22 protein-coding genes are annotated in these 21,700 nt (G+C 70.1%); 18 read left to right on the top strand and 4 right to left on the bottom strand.

Features of this window, described 5'->3' with window-relative positions; genetic code table 11:
* Positions 1–11: 11 nt before the first annotated feature.
* The 4 genes from eccCa (at position 12) to V7E05_RS04005 (ending at position 5,833) form a co-directional block, all read left to right on the top strand.
* Positions 12–4,067 (top strand): type VII secretion protein EccCa, encoded by a 4,056-nt coding sequence (eccCa, locus tag V7E05_RS04020; protein WP_333618388.1) that lies wholly within the window; start codon positions 12–14, stop codon positions 4,065–4,067.
* A gap of 8 nt (positions 4,068–4,075) precedes the next feature.
* Positions 4,076–4,984: a hypothetical protein gene (locus V7E05_RS04015; RefSeq protein ID WP_333618387.1), complete on the top strand. Its 909-nt coding sequence runs from the start codon at positions 4,076–4,078 to the stop codon at positions 4,982–4,984.
* Between the two features lie 133 nt (positions 4,985–5,117).
* On the top strand, positions 5,118–5,474 hold the full coding sequence (locus tag V7E05_RS04010) for a WXG100 family type VII secretion target (protein WP_333618386.1): 357 nt from the start codon (positions 5,118–5,120) through the stop codon (positions 5,472–5,474).
* A gap of 68 nt (positions 5,475–5,542) precedes the next feature.
* Positions 5,543–5,833 carry a WXG100 family type VII secretion target gene (locus V7E05_RS04005; RefSeq protein WP_333618385.1) on the top strand — a complete coding sequence of 97 codons (291 nt, stop codon included), beginning with the start codon at positions 5,543–5,545 and terminating at the stop codon, positions 5,831–5,833.
* 20 nt (positions 5,834–5,853) lie between these two features.
* Here the strand turns inward: V7E05_RS04005 and V7E05_RS04000 are convergent, their stop codons facing one another.
* Together V7E05_RS04000 and V7E05_RS03995 are read right to left on the bottom strand one after the other, a co-directional pair.
* Complete coding sequence (locus V7E05_RS04000) at positions 5,854–6,339, bottom strand: hypothetical protein (protein WP_333618384.1); 486 nt, start codon at positions 6,337–6,339, stop codon at positions 5,854–5,856.
* A 40-nt stretch (positions 6,340–6,379) separates the two neighbouring features.
* Entirely contained in the window at positions 6,380–7,210 is an 831-nt protein-coding gene (locus V7E05_RS03995; RefSeq protein ID WP_333618383.1) for an HpcH/HpaI aldolase/citrate lyase family protein, read from the bottom strand.
* Between the two features lie 236 nt (positions 7,211–7,446).
* Here V7E05_RS03995 and cobF point away from each other — a divergent pair, with 236 nt between their 5' ends.
* The 5 genes from cobF to V7E05_RS03970 all read left to right on the top strand — a co-directional run bounded on the left by cobF (position 7,447) and on the right by V7E05_RS03970 (position 11,293).
* Positions 7,447–8,250, top strand: coding sequence for a precorrin-6A synthase (deacetylating) (cobF, locus tag V7E05_RS03990; RefSeq protein WP_333618382.1), 804 nt, complete (start codon positions 7,447–7,449; stop codon positions 8,248–8,250).
* A 155-nt stretch (positions 8,251–8,405) separates the two neighbouring features.
* Positions 8,406–9,431: an ATP-binding cassette domain-containing protein gene (locus V7E05_RS03985; protein WP_333618381.1), complete on the top strand. Its 1,026-nt coding sequence runs from the start codon at positions 8,406–8,408 to the stop codon at positions 9,429–9,431.
* The gene (locus tag V7E05_RS03980; protein WP_333618380.1) at positions 9,428–10,273 is read left to right on the top strand and encodes an ABC transporter permease; all 846 of its coding nucleotides are present in this window, start codon (positions 9,428–9,430) and stop codon (positions 10,271–10,273) included. The genes V7E05_RS03985 and V7E05_RS03980 overlap by 4 nt, the downstream gene beginning before the upstream one ends.
* Positions 10,274–10,283: 10 nt before the next feature.
* A complete protein-coding gene (locus tag V7E05_RS03975) occupies positions 10,284–10,763 on the top strand; it encodes a DUF1992 domain-containing protein (protein WP_333618379.1) in 480 nt (159 codons plus the stop codon).
* 8 nt (positions 10,764–10,771) lie between these two features.
* Entirely contained in the window at positions 10,772–11,293 is a 522-nt protein-coding gene (locus V7E05_RS03970) for a VOC family protein (protein ID WP_333618378.1), read from the top strand.
* On the opposite strand, the gene V7E05_RS03965 is transcribed toward V7E05_RS03970, so the two are convergent.
* Positions 11,275–11,835, bottom strand: a complete 561-nt coding sequence (locus V7E05_RS03965; RefSeq protein ID WP_333618377.1) for a dihydrofolate reductase family protein — start codon at positions 11,833–11,835, stop codon at positions 11,275–11,277. The two genes, V7E05_RS03970 and V7E05_RS03965, sit on opposite strands and share 19 nt — an antisense overlap.
* 62 nt (positions 11,836–11,897) lie before the next feature.
* Positions 11,898–12,563 (bottom strand): mycofactocin system transcriptional regulator, encoded by a 666-nt coding sequence (gene mftR / locus V7E05_RS03960; RefSeq protein ID WP_333618376.1) that lies wholly within the window; start codon positions 12,561–12,563, stop codon positions 11,898–11,900.
* A 251-nt stretch (positions 12,564–12,814) separates the two neighbouring features.
* Between mftR and mftA the strand changes: the two genes are divergently transcribed.
* The 9 genes from mftA to V7E05_RS03915 all read left to right on the top strand — a co-directional run bounded on the left by mftA (position 12,815) and on the right by V7E05_RS03915 (position 21,581).
* Positions 12,815–12,901 (top strand): mycofactocin precursor MftA, encoded by an 87-nt coding sequence (gene mftA / locus V7E05_RS03955; protein WP_333618407.1) that lies wholly within the window; start codon positions 12,815–12,817, stop codon positions 12,899–12,901.
* A gap of 2 nt (positions 12,902–12,903) precedes the next feature.
* A complete protein-coding gene (gene mftB / locus V7E05_RS03950) occupies positions 12,904–13,242 on the top strand; it encodes a mycofactocin biosynthesis chaperone MftB (RefSeq protein WP_333618375.1) in 339 nt (112 codons plus the stop codon).
* A gap of 70 nt (positions 13,243–13,312) precedes the next feature.
* Positions 13,313–14,539: a mycofactocin radical SAM maturase gene (gene mftC, locus V7E05_RS03945; protein WP_333618374.1), complete on the top strand. Its 1,227-nt coding sequence runs from the start codon at positions 13,313–13,315 to the stop codon at positions 14,537–14,539.
* A 41-nt stretch (positions 14,540–14,580) separates the two neighbouring features.
* Entirely contained in the window at positions 14,581–15,804 is a 1,224-nt protein-coding gene (mftD, locus tag V7E05_RS03940) for a pre-mycofactocin synthase MftD (RefSeq protein ID WP_333618373.1), read from the top strand.
* A gap of 48 nt (positions 15,805–15,852) precedes the next feature.
* Positions 15,853–16,680, top strand: coding sequence for a mycofactocin-coupled SDR family oxidoreductase (locus V7E05_RS03935; protein ID WP_333618372.1), 828 nt, complete (start codon positions 15,853–15,855; stop codon positions 16,678–16,680).
* 2 nt (positions 16,681–16,682) lie between these two features.
* Positions 16,683–17,435, top strand: a complete 753-nt coding sequence (gene mftE / locus V7E05_RS03930) for a mycofactocin biosynthesis peptidyl-dipeptidase MftE (RefSeq protein ID WP_333618371.1) — start codon at positions 16,683–16,685, stop codon at positions 17,433–17,435.
* Between the two features lie 70 nt (positions 17,436–17,505).
* On the top strand, positions 17,506–19,056 hold the full coding sequence (gene mftF / locus V7E05_RS03925; protein ID WP_333618370.1) for a mycofactocin biosynthesis glycosyltransferase MftF: 1,551 nt from the start codon (positions 17,506–17,508) through the stop codon (positions 19,054–19,056).
* Positions 19,057–19,082: 26 nt separating this feature from the next.
* The gene (locus V7E05_RS03920; RefSeq protein ID WP_333618369.1) at positions 19,083–20,582 is read left to right on the top strand and encodes a GMC family oxidoreductase N-terminal domain-containing protein; all 1,500 of its coding nucleotides are present in this window, start codon (positions 19,083–19,085) and stop codon (positions 20,580–20,582) included.
* Positions 20,583–20,666: 84 nt separating this feature from the next.
* Positions 20,667–21,581, top strand: a complete 915-nt coding sequence (locus V7E05_RS03915) for an alpha/beta fold hydrolase (protein ID WP_333618368.1) — start codon at positions 20,667–20,669, stop codon at positions 21,579–21,581.
* The last annotated feature ends 119 nt before the right edge of the window (positions 21,582–21,700 follow it).

Below are 21,700 nucleotides of genomic sequence, written 5' to 3'. Positions count from 1 at the left end.
GTAGAGGCGCGGTGGAGCGGACGAAAGAGCACGGCCCGGCGGGGCTGACCCTTCAGTCCCCACCGCAGCTCACCAGGCCCATCCCGCAGGGGATCCTCGTTCGTATCATGCCGCTGGTCATGCTGTTGGCCACCGGCGGGATCGTCGCGGTCATGCTGTCGTCGGGGGCGGCGCGCAATCCACTGAGCCTCATGTTCCCGGCGATGATGGCGATGTCCACCGTCGCGATGCTCGTGGGGAACATGCAGGGCGGCAACCGCTCTCGCGAGCTCGCGGAGAAGCGGAGGGACTACCTCCGTTACCTCGACCTCACCAGGCAGGACCTCCTCGAACACGCCGCAGACCAGCGCGAGGCGCTCCTCGCGCGCCACCCGGCACCCGCCGTACTCGATCCGTTGCGCGCTGCAGCCGACCAGCGAGAGCGGGGCCCCGGGGAAGGAATCGAGGTCCGCTTCGGCCTCGGCACGGTGCCGCTTTCCCACCCGCTCATCGCCCCGGATTCCGGCCCGGTCGACGATCTCGAGCCCGTCTCCGTCGCCGCTTTGCGCCGCCTCGTTCGCACGCATTCGCTCGTCCATGACGCACCGATCGCCGTGGACATCGCCAGCTGCCCCGTGCTCAGCATCTACGGCGAGCCGGCCGCCGTTCGAGCCGTGGTGCGCGCCGCGCTGGCGCAGCTCGCGCTCGCGTACACGGAGGAGGAGGTGGGGATCGCCGTCATCGCAGGGGATGCCGAGGCGGAGGCGGCTTGGGATGGGCTCAAGTGGCTGCCGCACCACGCGCACCCGGTGTTCGCCGACGGGGCGGGAGCCGCGCGGATGCGGGAGAGCTCGTTCGAGCGAATGGAGCAGCTGCTCGGCGGCCCGCCCGCCGAGGGGGCGCCGCGGATCGTCGTCATCCGCGATGGGGCGGCCTCGGGTGGGGCGACCTGGCTCGATCCGTTGCTCGTGCCGGATCGGGTCACGCTCGTTGAGGTGTGCACGCAGCGGCAGGGGGCGGCCTGGGCGCGGGCCGAGCGCGACGGGATCGCGGTGGACCTCGTGGAGCGCGATGATGCAGTCGCGGACGGACGGCCGACACTGGTTTCCAGGACCGAGGCCGGGGAGACGGAGCTACTTCGCGCAGACGCGATGTCGGCCGCGGAGGCGTCGACCCTGTTCGCGGCCGTGGCTAGGGCTCGCGGGTCTGTGGGCTCGGCGAGGCGCGGAATGGTCGGTCGCGGTTCCCCCGCCGATGACGTCCGAGGTCCCACCACCTTCGCCGACCTCGTCCGCGACGGCGCGGGTCCGGCGATGGCGGCGATACTCGGCGGTGTCGAGGTCGCTGCCGGCTCGGGCGAGATCTGGAAGCGGCGTGCAGGGCCGGATCGACTTCGAGTTCCGGTCGGACTGGACGGGGATCGTCGCCCCGTCTACCTCGACCTCAAGGAAGCCGCGCTCGCCGGGCACGGACCGCACGGACTCTGCGTCGGCGCCACCGGCTCGGGCAAGTCCGAGTTTCTGCGCAGTTTCGTGCTCGGACTCGTCGCCACGCACAGCCCGGACCAGCTCAATCTCGTGCTCGTCGACTTCAAGGGCGGTGCGACATTCGCGGGGCTCGAAGGCGTCAATCACGTGGCCGCGTCGATCACCAATCTCGCCGAGGAACACGTGCTCGTCGACCGGATGCGCGAGGCACTCGAGGGGGAACTCGTCCGGCGCCAGGACATTCTGCGGAACTGGGGCTACGCCAAGGCGCACGACTACGAAGAAGCTCGCGCCGCCGCGCAGGGGAGCGAGGCGCCGCCGCTACCCGCACTTGTCGTGGTGGTGGATGAGTTCTCCGAGCTACTCACCGCTCGACCGGAATTCGCAGAGCTCTTCGTGCAGATCGGCAGGCTCGGACGGAGCCTGGGCATCCACCTCCTTCTCGCTTCGCAACGGCTCGAAGAGGGGAGGCTCCGTGGCCTGGAGAGTCATTTGTCGTTCCGCGTGGCCTTGAAGACCTTCTCGGCGACGGAGTCGCGGGTCGTGCTCGGTAACTCCGATGCATTTACGCTTCCCTCGACGCCCGGAGCCGGGTATCTACGACTCGACTCGGCTGAGCCCGTCCGCTTCGACTCCTTCTATGTCTCCGCCCCTCCGGAGGACTCCGCGGCGCGCTCGGCACCCGAGTACGCGATGGTCCCCGCGGTTCCCGCCGTGGTCCGGTTCTCTGCCGCTTACACCCCGGCCGGACCGGTGCCACTCGGCGCGATCGATGTTCCTCGGCCCGGGGGCGCTCAGCGGCCGGCCGGCGCAAGCGACTGGGAACTCATCGCGGCCGGGATCGCCGGCGCAGGGCCGGAGGCGCACGAGGTGTGGGTGCCGACGCTCGAGCCGCGGATCCCCCTCGGCAGTCTCGGCGGTGTGGAGCTCATCGGCGGGAAGGGGGCGGAAGCGGCCGGTGCGGAGACGGGCGGTGCGGAGACGGGCGGTGCGGAGACGGGCGGCATCGGGCGGACCGGAGGCATCCCATGGGCCGTCGTCGATCTGCCGTTCCACCAGCGCCGGGACGTACTTGCTCCGGCTCCTGGCACTCGGGAGGCCAATGCGCTCGTGATCGGGGCGCCACGGAGCGGCAAGTCCTGGGCGCTCGCGAGCCTCGCTATGTCGAGCGCGCTTCGGGCGGGACCATCGACCCTGCACATCTACGGCCTCGATTTCGGCGGAGGCGTGCTCCGCGCGCTCGAGGCGTTGCCGCACACCGTGGGCATCGCGCACGGCGGAGAGCCGGACCGCGTCCGCAGGCTCCTCATCGAGCTCGAGCGGGAGCGAGAAGAAAGGCTCCGTCTCGCCCGCGCCGCCGATAACCCTACAATTGTAGAGGGGTCGGGGCCACAGTGGATCCTCGTGCTCGTCGACGGCTGGCACTCGGCCCGCGCGGCGGTCGAGGACCTCGATGCCCGGATCTCGGCGCTGGCTGCCGAGGGCGTGGGTCTCGGCATCTCCGTGGTGATCGCGGCCTCGCGATGGATGGACATCCGACCGCCGGTCCGCGACGCGTTGGCGACACGGATCGAGCTTCGGATCACCGACCCCATCGACTCGATGATCGGCCGGAGGAACGCCCAGGACGTCCCCAAGGACAGCCCGGGGAGCGGGATCATCGAAGGCGGACACCGGGTGCAGGTACTCGCGCCGGAGCTAGTGGCGACGGCCGTGCACGAGCCTGCTCCGGAGGTGGTACCCGCTCGGGTGGCAGGCACGGCCGCCGCCGGGGCAGTCTCGGCATCCGTCTCCGCAATCGCGGACGCCTGGTCCCGGGAAGCCCCCGGCGCGAAGGCTCCCCGTCTGCGGACGCTTCCCGGCGCCGTGGCGTTCTCCGAGATCGCCGTGCTGTCTCGCCCGCAGCCGGGCACGGAGAGGAGCCCCGCAGGGCTACGCGTACCCGTAGGCATCGAGGAGGACAAACTCGGCCCGGCATACCTCGACCTGCGCACCCACCCGCTCGTCCTCGTCTACGGCGACGCCGGAAGCGGGAAGACCGGATTCCTCCGGGTGCTCGCGACGCTGATTCCGACTGTGGCACCCGCAGAGGACGCCCGCATGCTGCTCGTGGACTACCGCCGCGAGCTCGCCGACATCGTGCCGGCGGCATCGCTCGCCGGGCGCGCGACCACCGACGAACAACTCGCTCCCATGGTCGCCCATCTCGTCTCGGTCCTGTCGGAAAGGCTCGGCGAGCTCGGCGAATCCGCGTCACCGCGGCCTACGGTGCTCGTTCTCGTCGACGACCTCGACCTCGTTGCGGGCTCCGCCGGAAATCCTCTCGCCCCGCTTGTGCCATTCCTCGCGCACGCCGCAGAGATCGGTTTCTCGCTCGTCGTCACCCGCCGGGTCGCCGGGGCCGCGCGCGCTGCGTTCGACCCGGTGCTCCAGCGGATGCGGGACCTCGGCGCCGCCGGACTCGTCCTCGACGGCACCAAGGAAGAGGGCCGGCTCGTCGGACCCGTCGTCGCGCGCCCGCTCCCGCCTGGGCGCGCACAGTTCCACACGCGCGAGGGCGGGACGGCGCTGTGGCAGCTCGCCCTGCTGGAGAAGGAGTGACGAGATCGATGCAGCTTCGGGAATCCGGGAGGAGCGCCGTCATACCTCCGGCGCGATTGCCGGCGAACGCCGTCGCCGCCGTGGACATCTCGTGCGGGGGACTCGTCGTGGCGACGGGCGAGGACCTCGTCGGAATGCGCCCGTGCGTGGCCGCCGCCACGGGGAAAGCGGGGGAGCAGGCCCGTCGCGCGGGATTCGGAGATCACCGGGTGTGGTGCGCGCCGGAGGTCGACGATCTCGCCCGGGCGGCCGAGACCGGGGTGGTGGACGAGCCCTGGGCGCTCGTCGATGCGCCTCGCGTTCAGGTGGGCGGGGTCGCTCTGCCGTTTTCCGAGGTCGGCGGCGCCACCCTGCACCGAGCGCGTCGGTGGCTCGGGCAGCGCATCGACACCGGATCGATGGAACTGCGCCTCATCGTGCCGACGAACTGGGGAAACGTGCGCATCGACAAGGCCGAGCGCGCGGCGGCAGCGGTGGGGCTCGCGCCGACCACCTTCCGCGCCGCGCTGTTCCAGGCCGACGCGCTTTCGAGCTCGTCCGTCCGCTGGGCGTACACGGTCGAGCTGTCGGCGAAGGGGGCGGTGGTCTCGCTCGTCCACCGAGAGCGGCGCACGCTCTCGCTCGTCGACACCGCTTTCGTGCTCCGCGTCGATCCCGACCACTGCCCCTATGACGACGCACTCCGCGACAGCGCGGGCGAACCCGGCGATTTCGGCTTGCGAGTGCTCACGGCATTGCGATCGATTCGCGAGCGCCACCGCTCCGCACGCCACGGATCGTCGGAGATCCTCGTGCGCGGTAGCGGAGCGGGACCGCTGGTCGACCTGTTCGACATCGCCTCGATGCCGAGCTTTCCCGTCCCCTCCGGCGCGGTGGCCGAAGCCGCGTGCTCGCTGCCCGCGGCTCGAAACGACTAGGCAGAGCGAGCTCGCGTAGGGATTTCGTGGATTCTTCGCGGAGGGGAACCGAACCGGGCCCTCGGTGCGTCGTCAGGGGTGGAAAGAAACGAAAAGAAGCCGAGAAATAGAAAACCAGAGAAAGGAATCGGCCATGTCTTCACCAGTTTCGCCTTCCCAGACCGCCCCCGGAGGCGCGCTCAACGCGGAGATGCCCGTTCTCGTCGCGGCCGCGAACCACGTGGACCAGACCAACTCGGATATCGGCGCGCTCCTGTCCTCGGTCCGTGGCACCGTCCAACAGCTCGGCACCGGTACCTGGCAGGGCTCGGCGGCTTTGGCCTTCGGGAGGGTCATGTCGGATTGGGACGGCGCCGTCGCACGCCTCAACACCGCACTGGCCGGAATCGCCGAGCAGCTGCGGCTCAACTCCACCCACTTCGGCAACGAGGAAGAAATCAACACCGCCGCGATCAACCGCGTCGCCGCAGCCGGTCCGCTCAACCTCTAACGCAACCGGCCTACGCCGGCACCGAACCGCAGAACTGCATTCCATTCAGATAGGGAAGAGAAGAGCCCATGAACGATTCGGTCATCAAATACCACCACGGGAACATCGCCGCCGGAGCTGCCGAGATCACCACCTCGACAGGGACGCTCAACAGCACCCTCGATCAGCTGCGAACCTACCTCCAGCCGCTCGTGGCGAGCTGGACGGGAGAGTCTGCCGTTGCCTACCAGGCGCTCCAGCACCAGTGGGATACGGCGGCCGCCGACCTCACATCTATGCTCGGTGCCATCGCGAGCACCACGGGGCAGGCCAATGACGGCATGCAGTCCACGGATCGCAGGCTCGCGGCCGGCTGGTAGCGGGAGCGCCGTGGCCCCGCTCAAGACTGCCTAGGCAGTTGCGCTTTAGCCGCGGCGGCCTGGGCAGCGTTCCACGCGCGGAACTCGTCGCGGCGCGCGCGGGCCTTCGCCCAGCCGGTCACGCGCTCGGTGTGGAGGATCTCACCGCGCCGGGCGGTTTCGATCGTCACGGGGATGATCCCGGCGAATCGAAGGAACAGCGCGAACGGGAAGCACAGCCATTGGAGGAGGCACTCGAGGAGAAAGAAGGGGGTGACGAGTAGCGCGGGAATCATAAACGGCAGCGCGATGATCCAACCGATGGTCGCGAGCGTCGAGGAAACCGGATCGTCGGCGGCGTAGCTCCTGCCCCAGTCCGGCACCCAGTCCCAGGCCGTGCTCGCCGCTTTACGGGTCCGGCTCTTCCACGGCAGCCACCTGCGGCAGACCTTGATCTTCCCGATGTCCGAGGGGAACGATTGCTCGACACGAGCGGCCCCGCTCGGCGGCGGCGTGTGTCGATCCATCGAGCGGGGCATGTCCGTAGGTAAGGGCGGGGCGGCGCCGCTACCCGTTGGCGGCGAAGGCGTGGGCTAGCCGGGCGATCTTCTGCGCGCGGGCGAGGCGCGGGAGATCGGAGCCGTCCTTGGCGCGCTCGCCTCCGTGGCCGAGCTCCTCGATCACGGACTCGGCCCACGAGACATCGGCGGCCGAGGGGGAGAGAACCTCGTTGATGTACGGGGCCTGGTCGACGCGGAGGCAGAGCTTTCCGGTCATGCCCATCTCCACCGCGTGCTCGGCGGCCTCACGGAGGACCGTGACCTCGTTCGAGATCGTCGGGCCATCGATCGGCGGAGCTACGCGTGCCACACGCGAAGAGATGACGAACTGCGAGCGCGTGTAGGCGAGCGCGAGGGGGGAGGAACCGATGGAGGTGTCGCGGCGGAAATCGCCGATGCCGAACGCGAGGCGCACGACCGGCTTCGCCTTGGCGATCTCGGTGGCGTTGGCGAGCCCGTCCGCGGACTCGACGAGCGCGACCATGGGCGTGCCCTCGCGCAGGCGGGCGGCAGTGAGAGCCACGTGCTCGGCGTTCTCGGTCTTCGCGAGCATGACCCCCTGGAGGTTGGGGAGGTGCCCTAGCATCTCGAGGTCCTTCTCCCACTCCGAGGAGCGCACATCGTTGATGCGGATCCACGCCTTGCCGCCGCCGTTGAGCCAATCGCGGACGTACTCGCGCGACTGCGCCTTCTCGGCCTCCGGGGTCCCATCCTCGACATCGAGGAGTACTACATCCATTTCCGAATCGATGGCTGCGTCGAAACGCTCCGGCTTATTTGCAGGCAGGAGCAGCCACGAACGCGCGATCGCGGGCGAAATGGTGTGCACGGGAGACATAGAGTCTGGGATTCCTTCCGGCGCGGGACACGAAAGCGAGAAACGAACGTAGTCACGATACCCCGGCGCACCGCTATCCAGCGCATGAGCGTTCCGGGATGGCCGCTTGGCCGGCCGCGAGATTCGCCGCGCAGGCCAACATGTGGAGTGCCCCCGCCGACCGTTACCTGGGCCGTGGACGTGGCTCGTACGGGCCGCGACCGGGCGCCGCAGCGGGGCGGCGATAGGCTCGGGGAATGCGCAGCATCGTGGCTATCGGCATCGGCACGGGGAATCCCGAGCACCTCACCGGCGAGGCGACCGCCGCGATGCGCTCGCTCGACGTGGTCCTCGTGCTCGACAAGGGCACGGAGACGGCGGACATGCGGGACCTGCGGGCGCGCATGCTCGCCACGCAATGCGCGGGGCGCGAGCCCCGCACGGTGCTCGTCGAGGACACCAAACGCGATCCCGAGCTCGCTGCGCGTGACTACGAGGCGGCGGTCGAGGAATGGCATGGCCGCAGAGTGGCTGCGCTGTCCGCCGTCATCCGCGAAGAACTCCCCGAGGGCGGAACCGCCGGCTTCCTCGTGTGGGGGGACCCCTCGCTCTATGACTCGACGCTGCGGATGCTCGAGCGACTGCGTGGGGTCGGGGCGGGCGACTCCCCTGAAAGCGGCGGGGGAGAATTCGCCGTCCGCTCGATCGCGGGGATCACCGCGCCCAGCGCGCTGTGCGCGGCCTTCGCCATCCCGGCGAACGCCATCGGCCAGGCCATCCACATCACCACGGGCAGGAACCTGCCGGAGACGGACCCCGGGTTGCTGCGGAACTGCTTCGTCATGCTCGATGGCGGATGCGCGTTCCGGAAGGTCGCCGAGCCGGACACCGAGATCTACTGGGGCGCGTACCTCGGCGACCCGCGCCAGATCCTCATCCACGGAACAGTCGGGGAGGTAGGGGAGGAGATCGCCGCAGCCCGCGCCGCAGCCCGCGCCGAAAACGGGTGGATAATGGATACCTATCTCCTGCGCGCCGCGCAGCCCGCCTCCCAGACGTAGAGGGACGTTGCGCCGCGTTCGACGAAAGTAGAGGATTCGGGCGCGAGCAACCGAGTACCGCCAAAGGACACGAGAATCGTCACCAACGACGCGGCCGGAATATGGGTGAGATTCCCCATAGGCAAGACCCGGCGGGACGTGGGAAGATCACGCTCGTGTATTCACCCAGCAGCCCGACATCGGGCATCGCCCTCGAGGCGAAGGACCTGGTCAAGAAATTCGGCGACTTCACCGCGGTGGATGGCGTCTCGTTCCAGGTGCCGCAGGGCACCGTTCTCGGCGTGCTCGGCCCCAACGGCGCCGGCAAGACCACGACCGTGCAGATGATGACCACCCTGCTCACGCCCACCTCGGGCACCGCGATCGTCGCGGGATACGACGTGCGCAAAGACCCGAAAAGAGTGCGGCAGTCCATGGGGCTCACCGCGCAGTCGGCGACCGTCGACGAGCTGCTTACGGGACGCGAGAACCTCCGAATGATCGGCGATCTCTACGGCCTTCCCCGCAAGGCCACAGGTCCGCGCGCCGACGAGCTGCTCGAGAAGTTCTCGCTCACCGACGCCGCGAACAAGATCGCCAAGAGCTATTCGGGCGGCATGCGGCGACGCCTCGACCTCGCGGCGAGCCTCGTCGCGGCCCCGCCCGTCCTCTTCCTAGACGAGCCGACCACGGGACTCGACCCGCAAGCGCGCCTCGAGCTGTGGGAGGTCCTGCGCACTCTCGTCCGCGAGGGCGCGACGCTCCTGCTCACCACGCAGTATCTCGACGAGGCGGATCAGCTCGCCGACAACATCGTGGTCATTAACCGCGGGAAGGTCATCGCCGAGGGCACGCCGCTGCAGCTCAAGGACCGCTCGGGCGCCGCGGCGCTCGTCGTCACCGTGTCCCGGATCGAGGAGGTCGGGCGCGCGGAAGAGATCCTGCGCAGCCACGTCGCCGACATCCACGTAGACCACGATGCCCGGCGGCTCAGCGCACCGAGCGAGGGCGTCGGCGGGCTTGCCGCCATCGCCAACGCGTTCGCCGCCGAGGGCATCGAGCTCGACGATATCGGCCTCCAGCGCCCCAGCCTCGACGACGTGTTCCTCGGGCTCACCGGGCACCGCGCGGAGGAGAGCAACCACCAGTCTGGCGCGGGCGAGGCACCCGGAGAGAAGCAGGCCGCCGAGGAGGCGTCATGAGCACCCCCGCAATGAGCACCCCCGAGACCATCGCCCCCGCCGAGCTCGCCGCGCCGACCTTCGCCCGCCAGGTCGGCGCGATGGTCCGCCGCAACCTCATGCACATCCGGCGCCAGCCGGAGAACCTCACGGACGTCACGATCCAGCCGATCATGTTCGTCGTGCTCTTCGCCTACGTCTTCGGCGGCGCGATCCAGGCCCCAGGCGGCTCGTACCGCGAGTGGCTGCTCCCCGGGATCATGGCGCAGACGATGACTTTCTCGTCGTTCATCGTCGCGGCCGGCCTGTCGCAGGACCTCGAGAAGGGGATCGTCGACCGATTCCGCTCGCTGCCGATCTCGCGGGCGTCGATCCTCGTGGGCCGTTCGGTCTCGTCGATCATCCACTCCTCGATCGGCATCGTGGTCATGTCCATCACGGGTCTGTTCGTCGGCTGGCGCATCCACGGAGGGGCCGTCGACGCGATCGCCGGCTACCTGCTGCTCCTGCTCTTCGGCTTCGCGATGATCTGGATCGGCATCCTCGTCGGCTCTGCGCTGGGCAGCGTCGAGGCGGTCAACGGCGCGATGTTCGTCGCGGTCTTCCCGATCACCTTCCTCGCCAACACCTTCGCCCCGCCGGAGACCATGCCCACGTGGCTGCGCGTGATCGCAGAGTGGAATCCGATCTCCGCCGTCGTCCAGGGGATGCGCGAGTTGTGGGGCAACGCCCCCGCGGTCGGCCCCGACGCCGCGCTGCCGCTCCAACACCCAGAGATCACCACGATCCTCTGGGTCGTGGCGCTCACCGTGATCCTCGCGCCGCTGTCGCTGCGCGCGTTCAACCGTCGGACCAGCGGATAGTTCTCCACCCATGACGGCGGAGGAACCCGAAAGCCGGGTCGGCGCTCGCCCCGGCGAGCGCGACGGGGCGGTGCCACGGCGCAAACCGCCGGGCGTGGCCTTCGAGACTTTCGTCGAACGGCAGATCCGGCAGGCCACCGAGCGCGGAGACTTCGACAACCTTCCCGGCGCCGGCAAACCGCTGCCGAAGCGGGGCGGCGACGGTGATGACTGGTGGATCCGGCAATACGCGGAGCGCGAGGGACTCACCGGCCACGAGTTCCTGCCGCCCGCGCTGCGGCTGCGGCGCGAGCGGGAACTACTGCCGGGCAAGGCGCGGGACTGCCATTCCGAGCGGGAGGTCGAGGCGCTCGCCGCCGCGTACAACCGGGACGTCGCGGAGTTCATCCGCCGCGGGGTCGGCAACGGCCCGAACCTGCCTGTCTCCCGCGTCGATCCACGTACGCTCATAGCCACCTGGCGGGAAGGTCGGCGTGACCGAGGGCGGTAGGCCCTGCCATGTCCGAAGAGACCACCTCGCGCGAGTCCACGGATTCGCCCGCAGCACAGCAGCCCGCCCGGCTCGGGCACCCGATGATCTTCGCCAATCTCGTCGTCTCCGACGTCAAGGCGGCGACCGCCGTCTACCGCGCGCTCGGGTGGAAGGAGAACCAGGTCTTCCGCGACGAGACCACGTCCTCGATGGAGGTGAGCGACGCGATCATCGTTTTGCTCCTCGAAGAGTCAAAATTCGCGCAGTTCAAGGACCGCGACAGCTACCGCCCGGGCGGTCCGCGCGAGGTGCTCAACTGCCTTCAGTGCACTTCGAAGGAGAATGTCGACGAGCTTCTCTCGCGGGTGCGCGTCGCCGGAGCGAAGGTCACGCGGGAGGCCGAGGCCCAGGGGCCGATGTACTGCGCCGCCTTCGACGACCTCGACGGACACGGCTGGGAACTCATGTGGATGGCCCCGCCGCGCTCGCCGAGATGGGGCAATAAGGGCTGCCGGCCCCGCCGGCCCCGCTATTTCTTCAGCGCGTAGCGCAGTCGCAGCATGCCGTTCTCGAAGCGCTTCTCATCGACCAACGAGAGCTGCGCCTCCATGCCGGTGGGGAACACGGGCCCGCCGCCGCCGACCACCACGGGGCACAGCAGGATCGCGACCTCGTCGATGAGCCCGCGGCTGAGCGCCGAGCGCGCGAGCAGCGGGCCCTCGAGGGTGAGGTCCCCGCTGGCCTCTGTCTTCGCGGCGTCGAGGGCCTCGGGGGTGAGCTCCTTCTCGAGCCGTGTCCGCTCGGTCCACACCTCGCCGAGCGAGCGAGAGAACACGATCTTGTCCGCCGCCTTCCACGCCTCGGCGAAACGGGCGGACTCCGCCGATTTCTCCGCGAGCGAGGGGTCCGTCTCCCACGACGCCATCTCCGCGTAGGCGTGCCGACCGTAGAGGTAGGTGCTCACGTTTCGCGCGTCGTCGTTGATCGCCGCGATCACCTCTTCCGTGGGCTTGGCCCACGCGTAGCTGCCGTCGAAGTCCGTCTGGTATCCGTCGAGCGAGCAGGCGACAGAAAATGTGACTTTGCCCATAGTGGCGATTGTTCCACCAAGCTCGCGGTCGTGTCGGGAAACCGGCGTTGACGGCGCAGGTGCTAGGCCAGAATCGACGACGCTTCCCGCAGGTAGCGGTGTAATTCCGCCGGGACTCCCCGCTCCGAAGGGAGATCGAGCCACGCGGTGTATGCCGAGATGGCGATGCCCTGCGCCGTGAGCGCCACGGCCGACGGGATCAAATCGCCGAGCTCCTCGCCGCGGCGGCGGGCGACGAATTCGGCGATCGCCCCGCGCCAGTCGGAGTACATGAGCATCGAGTGCGCCTGGAGCTCTGGCTCGGTGAGGAGGAGCCGCATTCGACGCCGGTGCACCCCGGACTCGGAATCGGGGAAGGTATTGAAGAAGACGAGGGCCTCGCCGATCGCCTCCCGGAGCGGGACGGAGTCGCCGATGGCTTCCAGATGTTTACGCATCACCGCGATCTGATCGGCGAATTCTCCCCACGGGATTGCCGCCTTGTTGGGGTAATAGCGGAAGAGTGTGCGGCGCGAGATGCCCGCGGCGGAGGCGATGTCCTCGACGCTCGTATAGGCGTAGCCGTGCTCGGCGAACAGGCCCATCGCGGCGACGAAGATTCGCTGCCGACTGGTCGCGGGGCGGCGGCCCGGCGCGGTGGCGGAGTCTGGATTCTCCCTGCTCGGAGTGGGGTTCTTTGCCGCATCGGGTGCGCTGCCCGGGTCTCCGCGGTCCTCGCGCTTCGCCACCGGCGCCCCCTTCGTGTCGTCGATCCCGCATCTGTCTCCCGCACACCGCTCTTGGGCTGCCCGCGGTCTCTTGTCCGCCGTGCATGCGGATCGCCTCATTCTCGCAGCGCGGAGCCGGGGAGGGGCGTCATCGAAAGACACCATTGCATTTGGCACTGGGTGTCAATATGATGTGGACCACACCGCGGGCCCTTCGTGGTGTGAGGTATCCGACACGGTCGCATCAGTGGCCGGCAAGGAGGAGGTCCGAAATGGAGAACACCCGGAACGACGAGGCCATGCTCGACGAGGCCCTCATCGAAGAGGTCTCGATCGACGGCATGTGCGGGGTGTACTGAGCATGCCCGCAGCAGCACCGGCCGGTGTCGGCGAGGAAGCACCGGCAGAAGCGAACGATTCCGCCGCGGCCTTCTCGCTGGACACCGGCTGGCGCCTGCACCCGCAGGTCGCAGTCCGTCCCGAGCCGTTCGGCGCGCTCCTCTATCACTTCCACACGCGGAAGCTCTCGTTCCTCAAGAGTCCCGCGATGGTCGCCGTCATCAAGGCGCTCGACACCCAGCCCACCGCCCGCGCGGCGTGCCTCGAGGCCGGGGTCGATATCAACGAACCGCAGGTCGCGCGCCTCTACGTCCACGCACTCGGTCGGCTCGCCGAGACGAAGATGATCGTCCCGCGCTGAGCCCCGTAGCGCGACACCGAGCCCCAAAGCACACACAGCCACCAGCCCCGCAACCCCGGAGGTCCTGCCCATGACCGCCACACCCACGGCGCCGCCCGCGAAGGTCGGCCGCCTAGTCGACCAGTTCGAGAGCGGACTCGATGCCCCGATCTGCCTCACGTGGGAGCTCACGTACGCGTGCAACCTCGCGTGCGTGCACTGCCTCTCTTCGTCCGGCAAGCGTGATCCGCGCGAGCTGTCGACCGAACAATGCAAGGCGATCATCGACGAGCTGCACAAGATGCAGGTCTTCTACGTCAACATCGGCGGCGGCGAGCCGACGGTGCGCTCGGACTTCTGGGAGCTCGTCGACTACGCGACGGCCAACCAGGTCGGGGTCAAGTTCTCCACCAATGGCGTGCGGATCGACGAGAAGGTCGCGGAGCGCCTCGCGGCGAGTGACTACGTCGACGTGCAGATCAGTATCGACGGGGCGACGGCCGAGGTCAACGACGCCGTCCGCGGCCCCGGCTCCTTCGACATGGCGTGCCGCGCGCTCGAGAACCTCGACAACGCGGGATTCCGCGACGCGAAGATCTCGGTGGTGGTGACCCGCGAGAACGTCGGCCAGCTCGACGAGTTCAAGGCCCTCGCCGACCGCTACAACGCGACCCTCCGGATCACCCGCCTTCGCCCCTCCGGCCGCGGCGCCGACGTCTGGGACGATCTCCACCCGCTGCCCGAGCAGCAGCGCGAGCTCTACAACTGGCTCGTCGCGCACGGGGAAAACGTGCTCACCGGCGACTCCTTCTTCCACCTCTCCGCCTTCGAGGAGGGCCAGGGCTCCCTGCCGGGGCTCAACCTCTGCGGCGCCGGCCGAGTGGTGTGCCTCATCGACCCCATCGGCGACGTCTACGCCTGCCCGTTCGCGATCCACGAGCAGTTCCTCGCGGGGAACGTCGTCACGGACGGCGGCTTCGAGACGGTGTGGCAGGAGAGCGAGCTGTTCCGGGAGCTGCGCGAGCCGCAGTCCGCCGGCGCCTGCGGCTCCTGTGGGCACTACGACTCCTGCCGCGGCGGCTGCATGGCCGCGAAGTTCTTTACCGGGCTCCCCATGGACGGCCCGGATCCGGAGTGTGTCCAGGGATTCGGCGAGGGTCTCCTCGAGGCCGAGCGAAACGTGCCTGCGGCGTCACAAGACCATTCCCGGATCAAGGGCCTGGCCGCGCGCAAGCAGCCCCAGGGGCCGGTGCCGCTCACGCTGCTCACCACCCCGCCGCGCAAACCCTCGCACCTCTGCGACGAATCCCCGATCTAGTCGCCGAACACCCACCGCACACCATCGACCGAAGGACCCCCGTGGCTTCTCTCTCCGAACTCTCCGAGCTCAACCCGTGGCGCAAGAACCCGTGGTTCGAGTCCGTAGCCGAGGCGCAGCGGCGTGCACAGAAGCGCCTGCCGAAGAGCGTCTACTCGGCACTCGTGGCCGGCTCCGAGCGCGGCACCACGCGCGATGACAACACGGCAGCGTTCGGCGAGCTCGGATTCGAGCCGCACGTCGTGGGCGCGAAGGCCGAGCGCGCGATGGAGACCTCCGTCATGGGGCAGCCCATCAGCATGCCGGTGATGATCTCCCCGACGGGAGTCCAGGCCGTGACGCCGGACGGCGAGGTCGACGTTGCCCGCGCCGCCGCGGCGCGCGGCACCGCGATGGGGCTCTCCTCGTTCGCCTCCAAGCCCATCGAGGAGGTCGCCGCCGCGAACCCGCAGACGTTCTTCCAGGTCTACTGGCTGGGAGGGAAGGAGCAGGTGCTCGAGCGCCTCGAGCGGGCGAAGGCGGCGGGCGCCAAGGGCGTGATCATCACCACCGACTGGTCGTTCTCCATCGGCCGCGACTGGGGCAGCCCGGAGATCCCCGAGAACCTCGACGCGCGCGCGATGCTCAAGCTCGCGCCGGAGATCGCCGCACGCCCGCGCTGGGCGACGCAGTGGGCGAAGTCTGTCATCGAGAACAAGGCGATGCCCGACCTGTCGACCCCGAACCTCGTGGCCCCAGGCGAGACCGGGCCCTCGTTCTTCGGCGCCTACGGGCAGTGGCAGGGCACCCCGCCGGCCACGTGGGAGGACATCGCTTGGATCGTGGAGAAGTTCGACGGCCCGGTGATGCTCAAGGGCATCACCCGCGTCGACGATGCGCGCCGGGCGGTCGACGCCGGGGTCACGGCGATCTCGGTCTCCAACCACGGCGGCAACAACCTCGACGGCACGCCTGCGTCGATCCGCTGCCTCGCGCCCATCGCGGAGGCGGTCGGCGGCGACGTCGAGGTCCTCCTCGACGGTGGCGTGCGCCGCGGCGGCGACGTCGCGAAGGCCCTAGCGCTCGGCGCCCGCGCCGTGATGATCGGCCGTGCCTACCTCTGGGGCCTCGGCGCCAACGGCCAGGCCGGCGTGGAAAACGTCCTCGACCTGCTGCGCATGGGCCTCGACTCCGCGCTGATCGGCCTGAGCAAGTCCTCGATCGCCGAGCTTGGGCCCGACGACCTCGTGATCCCAGAGAACTTCATGCGCCGACTCGGCGAATAGCCGGCGGGCAACCGGCCACCAGCTTCCGCACCGACAAGAAGGACACCCATGGGGCAGTTCGACGGCAAGGTCGTCTACATCACCGGCATCGCCCGTGGACAGGGGCGGAAGTACGCGATCCGCTTCGCCGCGGAGGGTGCCAAGGTCATCGGCTGCGATATCGCCGACCGCGCCTCCGAGTACACGCGCTACCCGCCGTCCACCCCGGACGACTTGGCCGAGACCGAGCGTCTCGTCGCGGAGGCCGGGCGCGAATCCGGCGGTGAGCTCTTCGCCCGCGTCGGTGACGTCCGAGACCTCGCGTTCCAGCAGCAGCTCGTCGCCGATGGCGTCGCACATTTCGGCGGGCGGCTCGACATCGTCGTCGCCAACGCCGGCATCTGTAACTGGGGCAAGGTGTGGGAGATCGACGAGCAGCAGTGGAACGACACGATCGAGGTGAATCTCACGGGCTACTGGAAGACCCTCAAGGCCACCATTCCGGCGATGATCGAGGCCGGTAACGGCGGCTCGATCACGCTCCTCAGCTCGGTGGCCGGGCTCAAGGCGATGCCCGTTCAGTCGCCGTATTCGGCGTCGAAGCACGGCGTGGTCGGCTTGGCGCAGACCGCGGCGAAGGAGCTCGGTTCCCACGGCATCCGGGTCAACACCGTCCACCCCTACGGCGTGCTCACCCCGATGGGCGGCCAGGACGAGGGCGCTCACGAGGTCTTCAACGACATGCCCGAGTTCCTCCCGCACTTCGAGCCGATCCTCGGCATGGGGATGGCCAAGACGGACGACATCGCCGATACCGTCCTGTTCCTCTCCTCGGAGCAGGCGCGGACCATCACCGCGACGACATTCACCGTCGACATGGGCGCCACCAAGGTCTAGCGGTGCCGCGCGACCAACCCCCGCGGCTCGCCGTCCTCCCGCTCGGCGCGACCGAGCAGCACGGCGCGCACCTGCCGACCGACACCGATGCGGTGATCGCCGCGGCGGTGGCGGCGGGGCTCGGCGAGCGTCTTTCGCGCGCCGGGGGACCGGGAGGGCACCCGCCCATGACGGCGGAGGTCCTGCCCGCCCAGCCCTTCGGTGCCTCCGGCGAACACGCGGGATTCGCCGGGCTGGCCTCGATCGGCACCGAGGCCCTCGTCGCTGTGCTACTCGAGCTGGGGCGCTCGGTGTGCGAGTGGGCCGAGCGGCTACTCATCGTCAACGCGCACGGCGGGAATCTCGAGGCCCTCGCCGCTGCGGTCCCTCGGCTGCGTGCCGAGGGCCGCGACGTCGCGTGGTTCGGCTGCGCGACGGCCGCCGGGGCCGGAGACACCCATGCGGGTCGGGGCGAGACGTCGATCATGGTCGCCCTCGATCCGGGACGAGTGCGTCCCGAGCGCGCTGAGGCCGGCTGCACCCGCCCGATCGGCGAGATACTGCCGGAGCTCCGTGCCGGCGGCGTGGCCGCGGTGTCCCCGAACGGCGTGCTCGGCGACCCGCGCGGCGCGGATGCCGAGGAGGGCCGCGCGCTCCTCGATCGCAATATCGCTGCCGCCGAAGAGGCGGTCCTGCAGTGGGAACCCGCGCCGGACGGGCGCCTCGCAGCACCGCGCGTAGCCTGGGCGGCGAATCGGGGCGCCGGCCGCGATTAGCCCGCCGCAGAGGTGGGGCAACGGCCGATCGCACTCGAGGCGACACTCCACACGAAGAGGGGAGTAGACCTTGTCCGCACCGGTACGGGCACCGTCGGTGCCCGCCCTCGCGCCGTTCCTCGACCTATGCACTTCGGTCACGTGGATGGACGATGGGAGCTACCGGTTCGTCGGCGGCGAACCGCTCGCGATGCTCCGCCTCTCTGGCGACGCATTCCGGGGAATCCCTTTCGGCGTCAGCCCGCTCTACGTGCGGCCCGATGTCGCCGAACACCTCTACCGCCGCGGCCTGGCCCACCCCACTCCCATCGCGTTCAACGACCCGGGCGCGCTGGAGCCGCCGGCGCCGATCGACGCGCTGTCCGTCGTCATTCCCGTGCGCGACGACCCCGAGGGGCTCGCGGCGCTGCTGGCTTCCCTCGACCCGGTGACCTCGCGCGGGGCGCGGATCGTCATCGTCGACGACGGCAGTGCCGTGCCGGTGTCCGCGGAGACGCTCTCGGCCGGGGGACTGGGGGAGCAGGGAGAGTCGGGTAATGGGGGGGAGGTGCCGGGGCGAGGCACGCCGAGGGTCACCGTGCTGCGCCACGACGGGTCGCGTGGTCCCGCGGCCGCGCGAAATGCGGGGATCCGAGCCGCCGAGGAGTCAGGCGCCACGGAGGTCCTGCTCCTCGACGCCGATACGTCCGCCGACGGGTGGGATTGGCTCCCGCTGCTGCGACTCCACTTCGAGAGGGAATCAGTCGTCGCCGTCGCGCCGCGGATCGTCGCCGCCGATCCCGGACACCTCGGCATCCGCGGTTTCGAGACGGCCGGATCGGCGCTCGACATGGGCGACCGCCCCGCGCGCGTCGCATCGCGGACCTCGGTCCCGTACGTGCCGAGCGCTGCGCTCCTCCTCCATCTGCCGCGCCTGCGCGCGCTCCTCGGCGATTCGGTCGAGTTCTTCGCCGAGGACATGAACGTCGCCGAGGATGTCGACCTGTGCTGGCGAATCGTCACCGCCGGAGGGGAGATCCGCTACGAGCCTCTGTCGCGGGTGGCTCACCGGCATCGTCTCGAATTGCTGCCCATGCTGCGCCGCCGCTCCTTCTACGGCGAGGGCGCGGCCCGGCTCGCCGCGTCGCACGAGGACGAGATCGTCCCGGCGATCTTCAGCGTCTCTACACTTGTCGCGGCCGCCGGACTGTGGTGGTGGCGGCCGTGGTCCGTGGCGGGTGCCGCGGCGGCGACCGCATGGTCGGTGCGCACACTTCGCCGGTCGCTCGGTGGGGACACCGCGCTCGTGGCACGGGTCGCCGCGAAGAGTCTCGACGGCGCATTCTGGCAGCTCGCCTCCGCTCTCCTGCGGCCCTATGCGCCGGCGACGATCGCCGTCATCGCCGCTGGTCTGCCCACGCGCACAGGGCGGCGGGCCGCGCGGATCCTGGCGGTCGCCGGGGTCGCCGAGGGTCTACGGCACTGGTGGCGCAAGCGGCCCACCCAGCGGCTCCCCGTCGACGGGCCGCTCGGGCACATCGCGCTCCATCGCGCCGACGACCTCGCATACGGGATCGGTGTGTGGAAATCTGCGCTCACCGCTCGCAGCCCGCGCGCGCTGATCCCCGAAATCCGCCGATGACCCATGGCCGGCGGACCGCTCGCGTCGTGGGCGATTCCGCCGCCTGGGACGCCATCGCCGCCGACGCCATCGTCGTCGGTGCCGGGCCCGCCGGCGCGGTGGCCGCCCGCCGCCTCGCCGAAGCCGGCCTCGATGTGCTCGCCCTTGAGGCCGGGCCGGACCTGCGGGCGCACCCCGCCGCCCCGCTTCCCGCTTGGCGGCTCCCGCTGTGGGAGGAAGAGAACGGAGGGGCAGTGTCGCCCGCGCGAAGGATCCCGGCGGACGACGGTGCCGCAGGCGCGGGGGTCGCGCAGGTCTGGCGCGGGCGCGGGCCGGGCGGGTCCGCGGCGATCAACGGTGCCGCCTGGACTCCCGCCGACCCCCGGGCGCTCGAGCGCTGGCCGGGCTCCGAAGGCGAGGGTTGGCCTGAGCGCTATGCCCGCGGCCTCGAGCGTGCCGAGGCGACGATGCGGCCCGTCGCGGTCCCCGCATCGACGCTCGCCGGCGCTCTGGCCGACGCACTCGGTCGCCCACTCGAGCCCGGCCGCCTGACGATCGCCTCGGAGGCCGGCCAGCAAAGCGGCTCGCAGGCCAGCCTCGGGACCAGCCCGGAGGGCTCTCGCCGCAACCCGTGGACCGCCTATGCTCCCGAGAGCGCCGGCGCCCGGCTGCGCTGCGGAGCGCGCGTCCGCTCGCTTCTCCTTTCCGGTGGCGGGCGGCCCCGGGTCGGGGGTGTCCTGCTGGATGACGGCTCCCGGCTCATCGCCCAGTCGGTCGTCCTCGCCGCCGGCGCGATCGATACCGCGCGCCTCCTTCGCGCCGCGGCCGCCGAACTCGAGGACCGCCGGCTCGGTGGCCCGGCGGAGCTCCTCGCCGCTGCGGGCACGAATGCGCGCGAGCACCCCGAGATCCTCGTCGACGTGCCGGCCGCGCTAGCCGCCGAACTGCGCCGGCCGGACCCGCCGGGGATCCTCTGTGGCCGCATCCCGCTGGACATCGCCGGCCGCCGCCTCGAGGTGCGCCCGTACGAGGTGCCCTTCGACGTCGCTGTTGCCGGCCCGACGGTGGGCGCGTCTTCCGGACTGTCGGCTGGCGTGCCCGCAGGTCCGCTGGCCGATTCGGGCGTTCCCCTGCAGGTCGGGGTCGCGCTCCTCGACCCGCGTTCGGCGAGCGTCGTCGACGAGCGCGCCGTGCGGCTCTCGGACCGCCCCGACGCGTCCGACGCCGTGGCCCTCGGGGCCGGGGCCGAGGCCATAGGGGCTGCGCTCGTCGAGATCGCCGGACTCCGTGGGATGGAAAGGCGCGGGCCCGGGGGAGGGGAACTCCGCCGTCATAGGGGGTACTCCCAACACCTCTACGGGACGGCGCCCATGGGCATCACTACAGATGTCGAGGGTCGGGTGCCGGGGCTCGAAGGGCTGCGGATCGTCGACGCCTCAGTGATCCCCACCGGCCCCGGACTGGGCATCGGCGCGGGTCCATACGCAAGCGTCCTGGCCGTCGCGGAGGAGCTCTCGACGCAGCTCGCCGGGGAGCTCGCCGGCTAGGGATTCGAGGCGAAAGCGCCCGTGCGGTCGCCGTTGCGGGGGCACAATGCGCCCATGGGAGAAGCCACAGGGGACGCAGGAGTTATGGCACACGCAGGGAATTCGGCGCAGGCCGAGGAGTTCGAGATCCGCGGCCGGGTTGGCACGCTCGTAGGCGACCGATGGACGCCGGTAGGCGTCGAAGCCTCGGCCGCCGCCCACCCGCCCGTGCTCATGCTCCACGGTGGCGCGCAGACACGGCACTCCTGGGACCGCGCCGCGCGAGCGCTCGCGGAGTCCGGGATCGAGGTGCTCACCCTCGACGCCCGCGGTCACGGCGACAGCGACTGGGCCCCGGACGGCGACTACGACATCTTCGCGCTCGCCGACGACCTCGCCGGCGCCGCCGCCCAGCTTTTCCCCTCCGGCAGGCTTCCCGTGCTCGTCGGTGCCTCCCTCGGCGGGATCACGGGCCTCATCGCGCTCGGCCGCGGCGACGCAGTGGCATGCGCGCTCGTCCTCGTCGACGTCGCGCCGAAACTCGAGGTCGAGGGTGTGCAGCGCGTCGGCGACTTCATGCGCTCGGGCATCGAGGGCTTCGACTCGCTCGAACAGGTCGCTGAGCTCGTCTCCGCGTACCAGCCCCACCGGAAGAAGCCGCAGAGCGTCGAGGGCCTGAAGAAAAACCTCCGGCAGCGTGACGACGGACGCTGGTACTGGCACTGGGACCCGCGATTCGCGGACACCGCCAACGGCGAGAACGCCGCTATCGGCGAAGAGGTCCTGTCCGGCTATGCACGGCGGGTCGAGGTACCGACGATGCTCCTGCGCGGGCAGAACTCCGACGTCATCGCCGCCGATGCCGGAGATGCGCTGCGCAAGCAGATCCCGCACGTCTACACGCACGAAGTGGAGCGGGCGGGGCACATGATCGTCGGAGACGACAATGCGGTGTTTCTCGGCAACCTACGGTGGTTCCTCGACGAGATCTCGCCGGGCCCGGACGCGGCGGAAGAATAGTGGCCGAGGGAGTAACCGCAGGTTGGTGCGACTTTCTATGCTCCCCATAGCCGCTCGCTTCACCCTAGTGTCGCGCGTGTGAAGTAGTTTTACGGTTGGGTTTGTGAAATCATGGGGCA

The organism is Dietzia sp., from assembly GCF_036741115.1.
Lineage (GTDB): Bacteria > Actinomycetota > Actinomycetes > Mycobacteriales > Mycobacteriaceae > Dietzia.
This window is presented reverse-complemented; position numbering and strand designations above follow the sequence as displayed.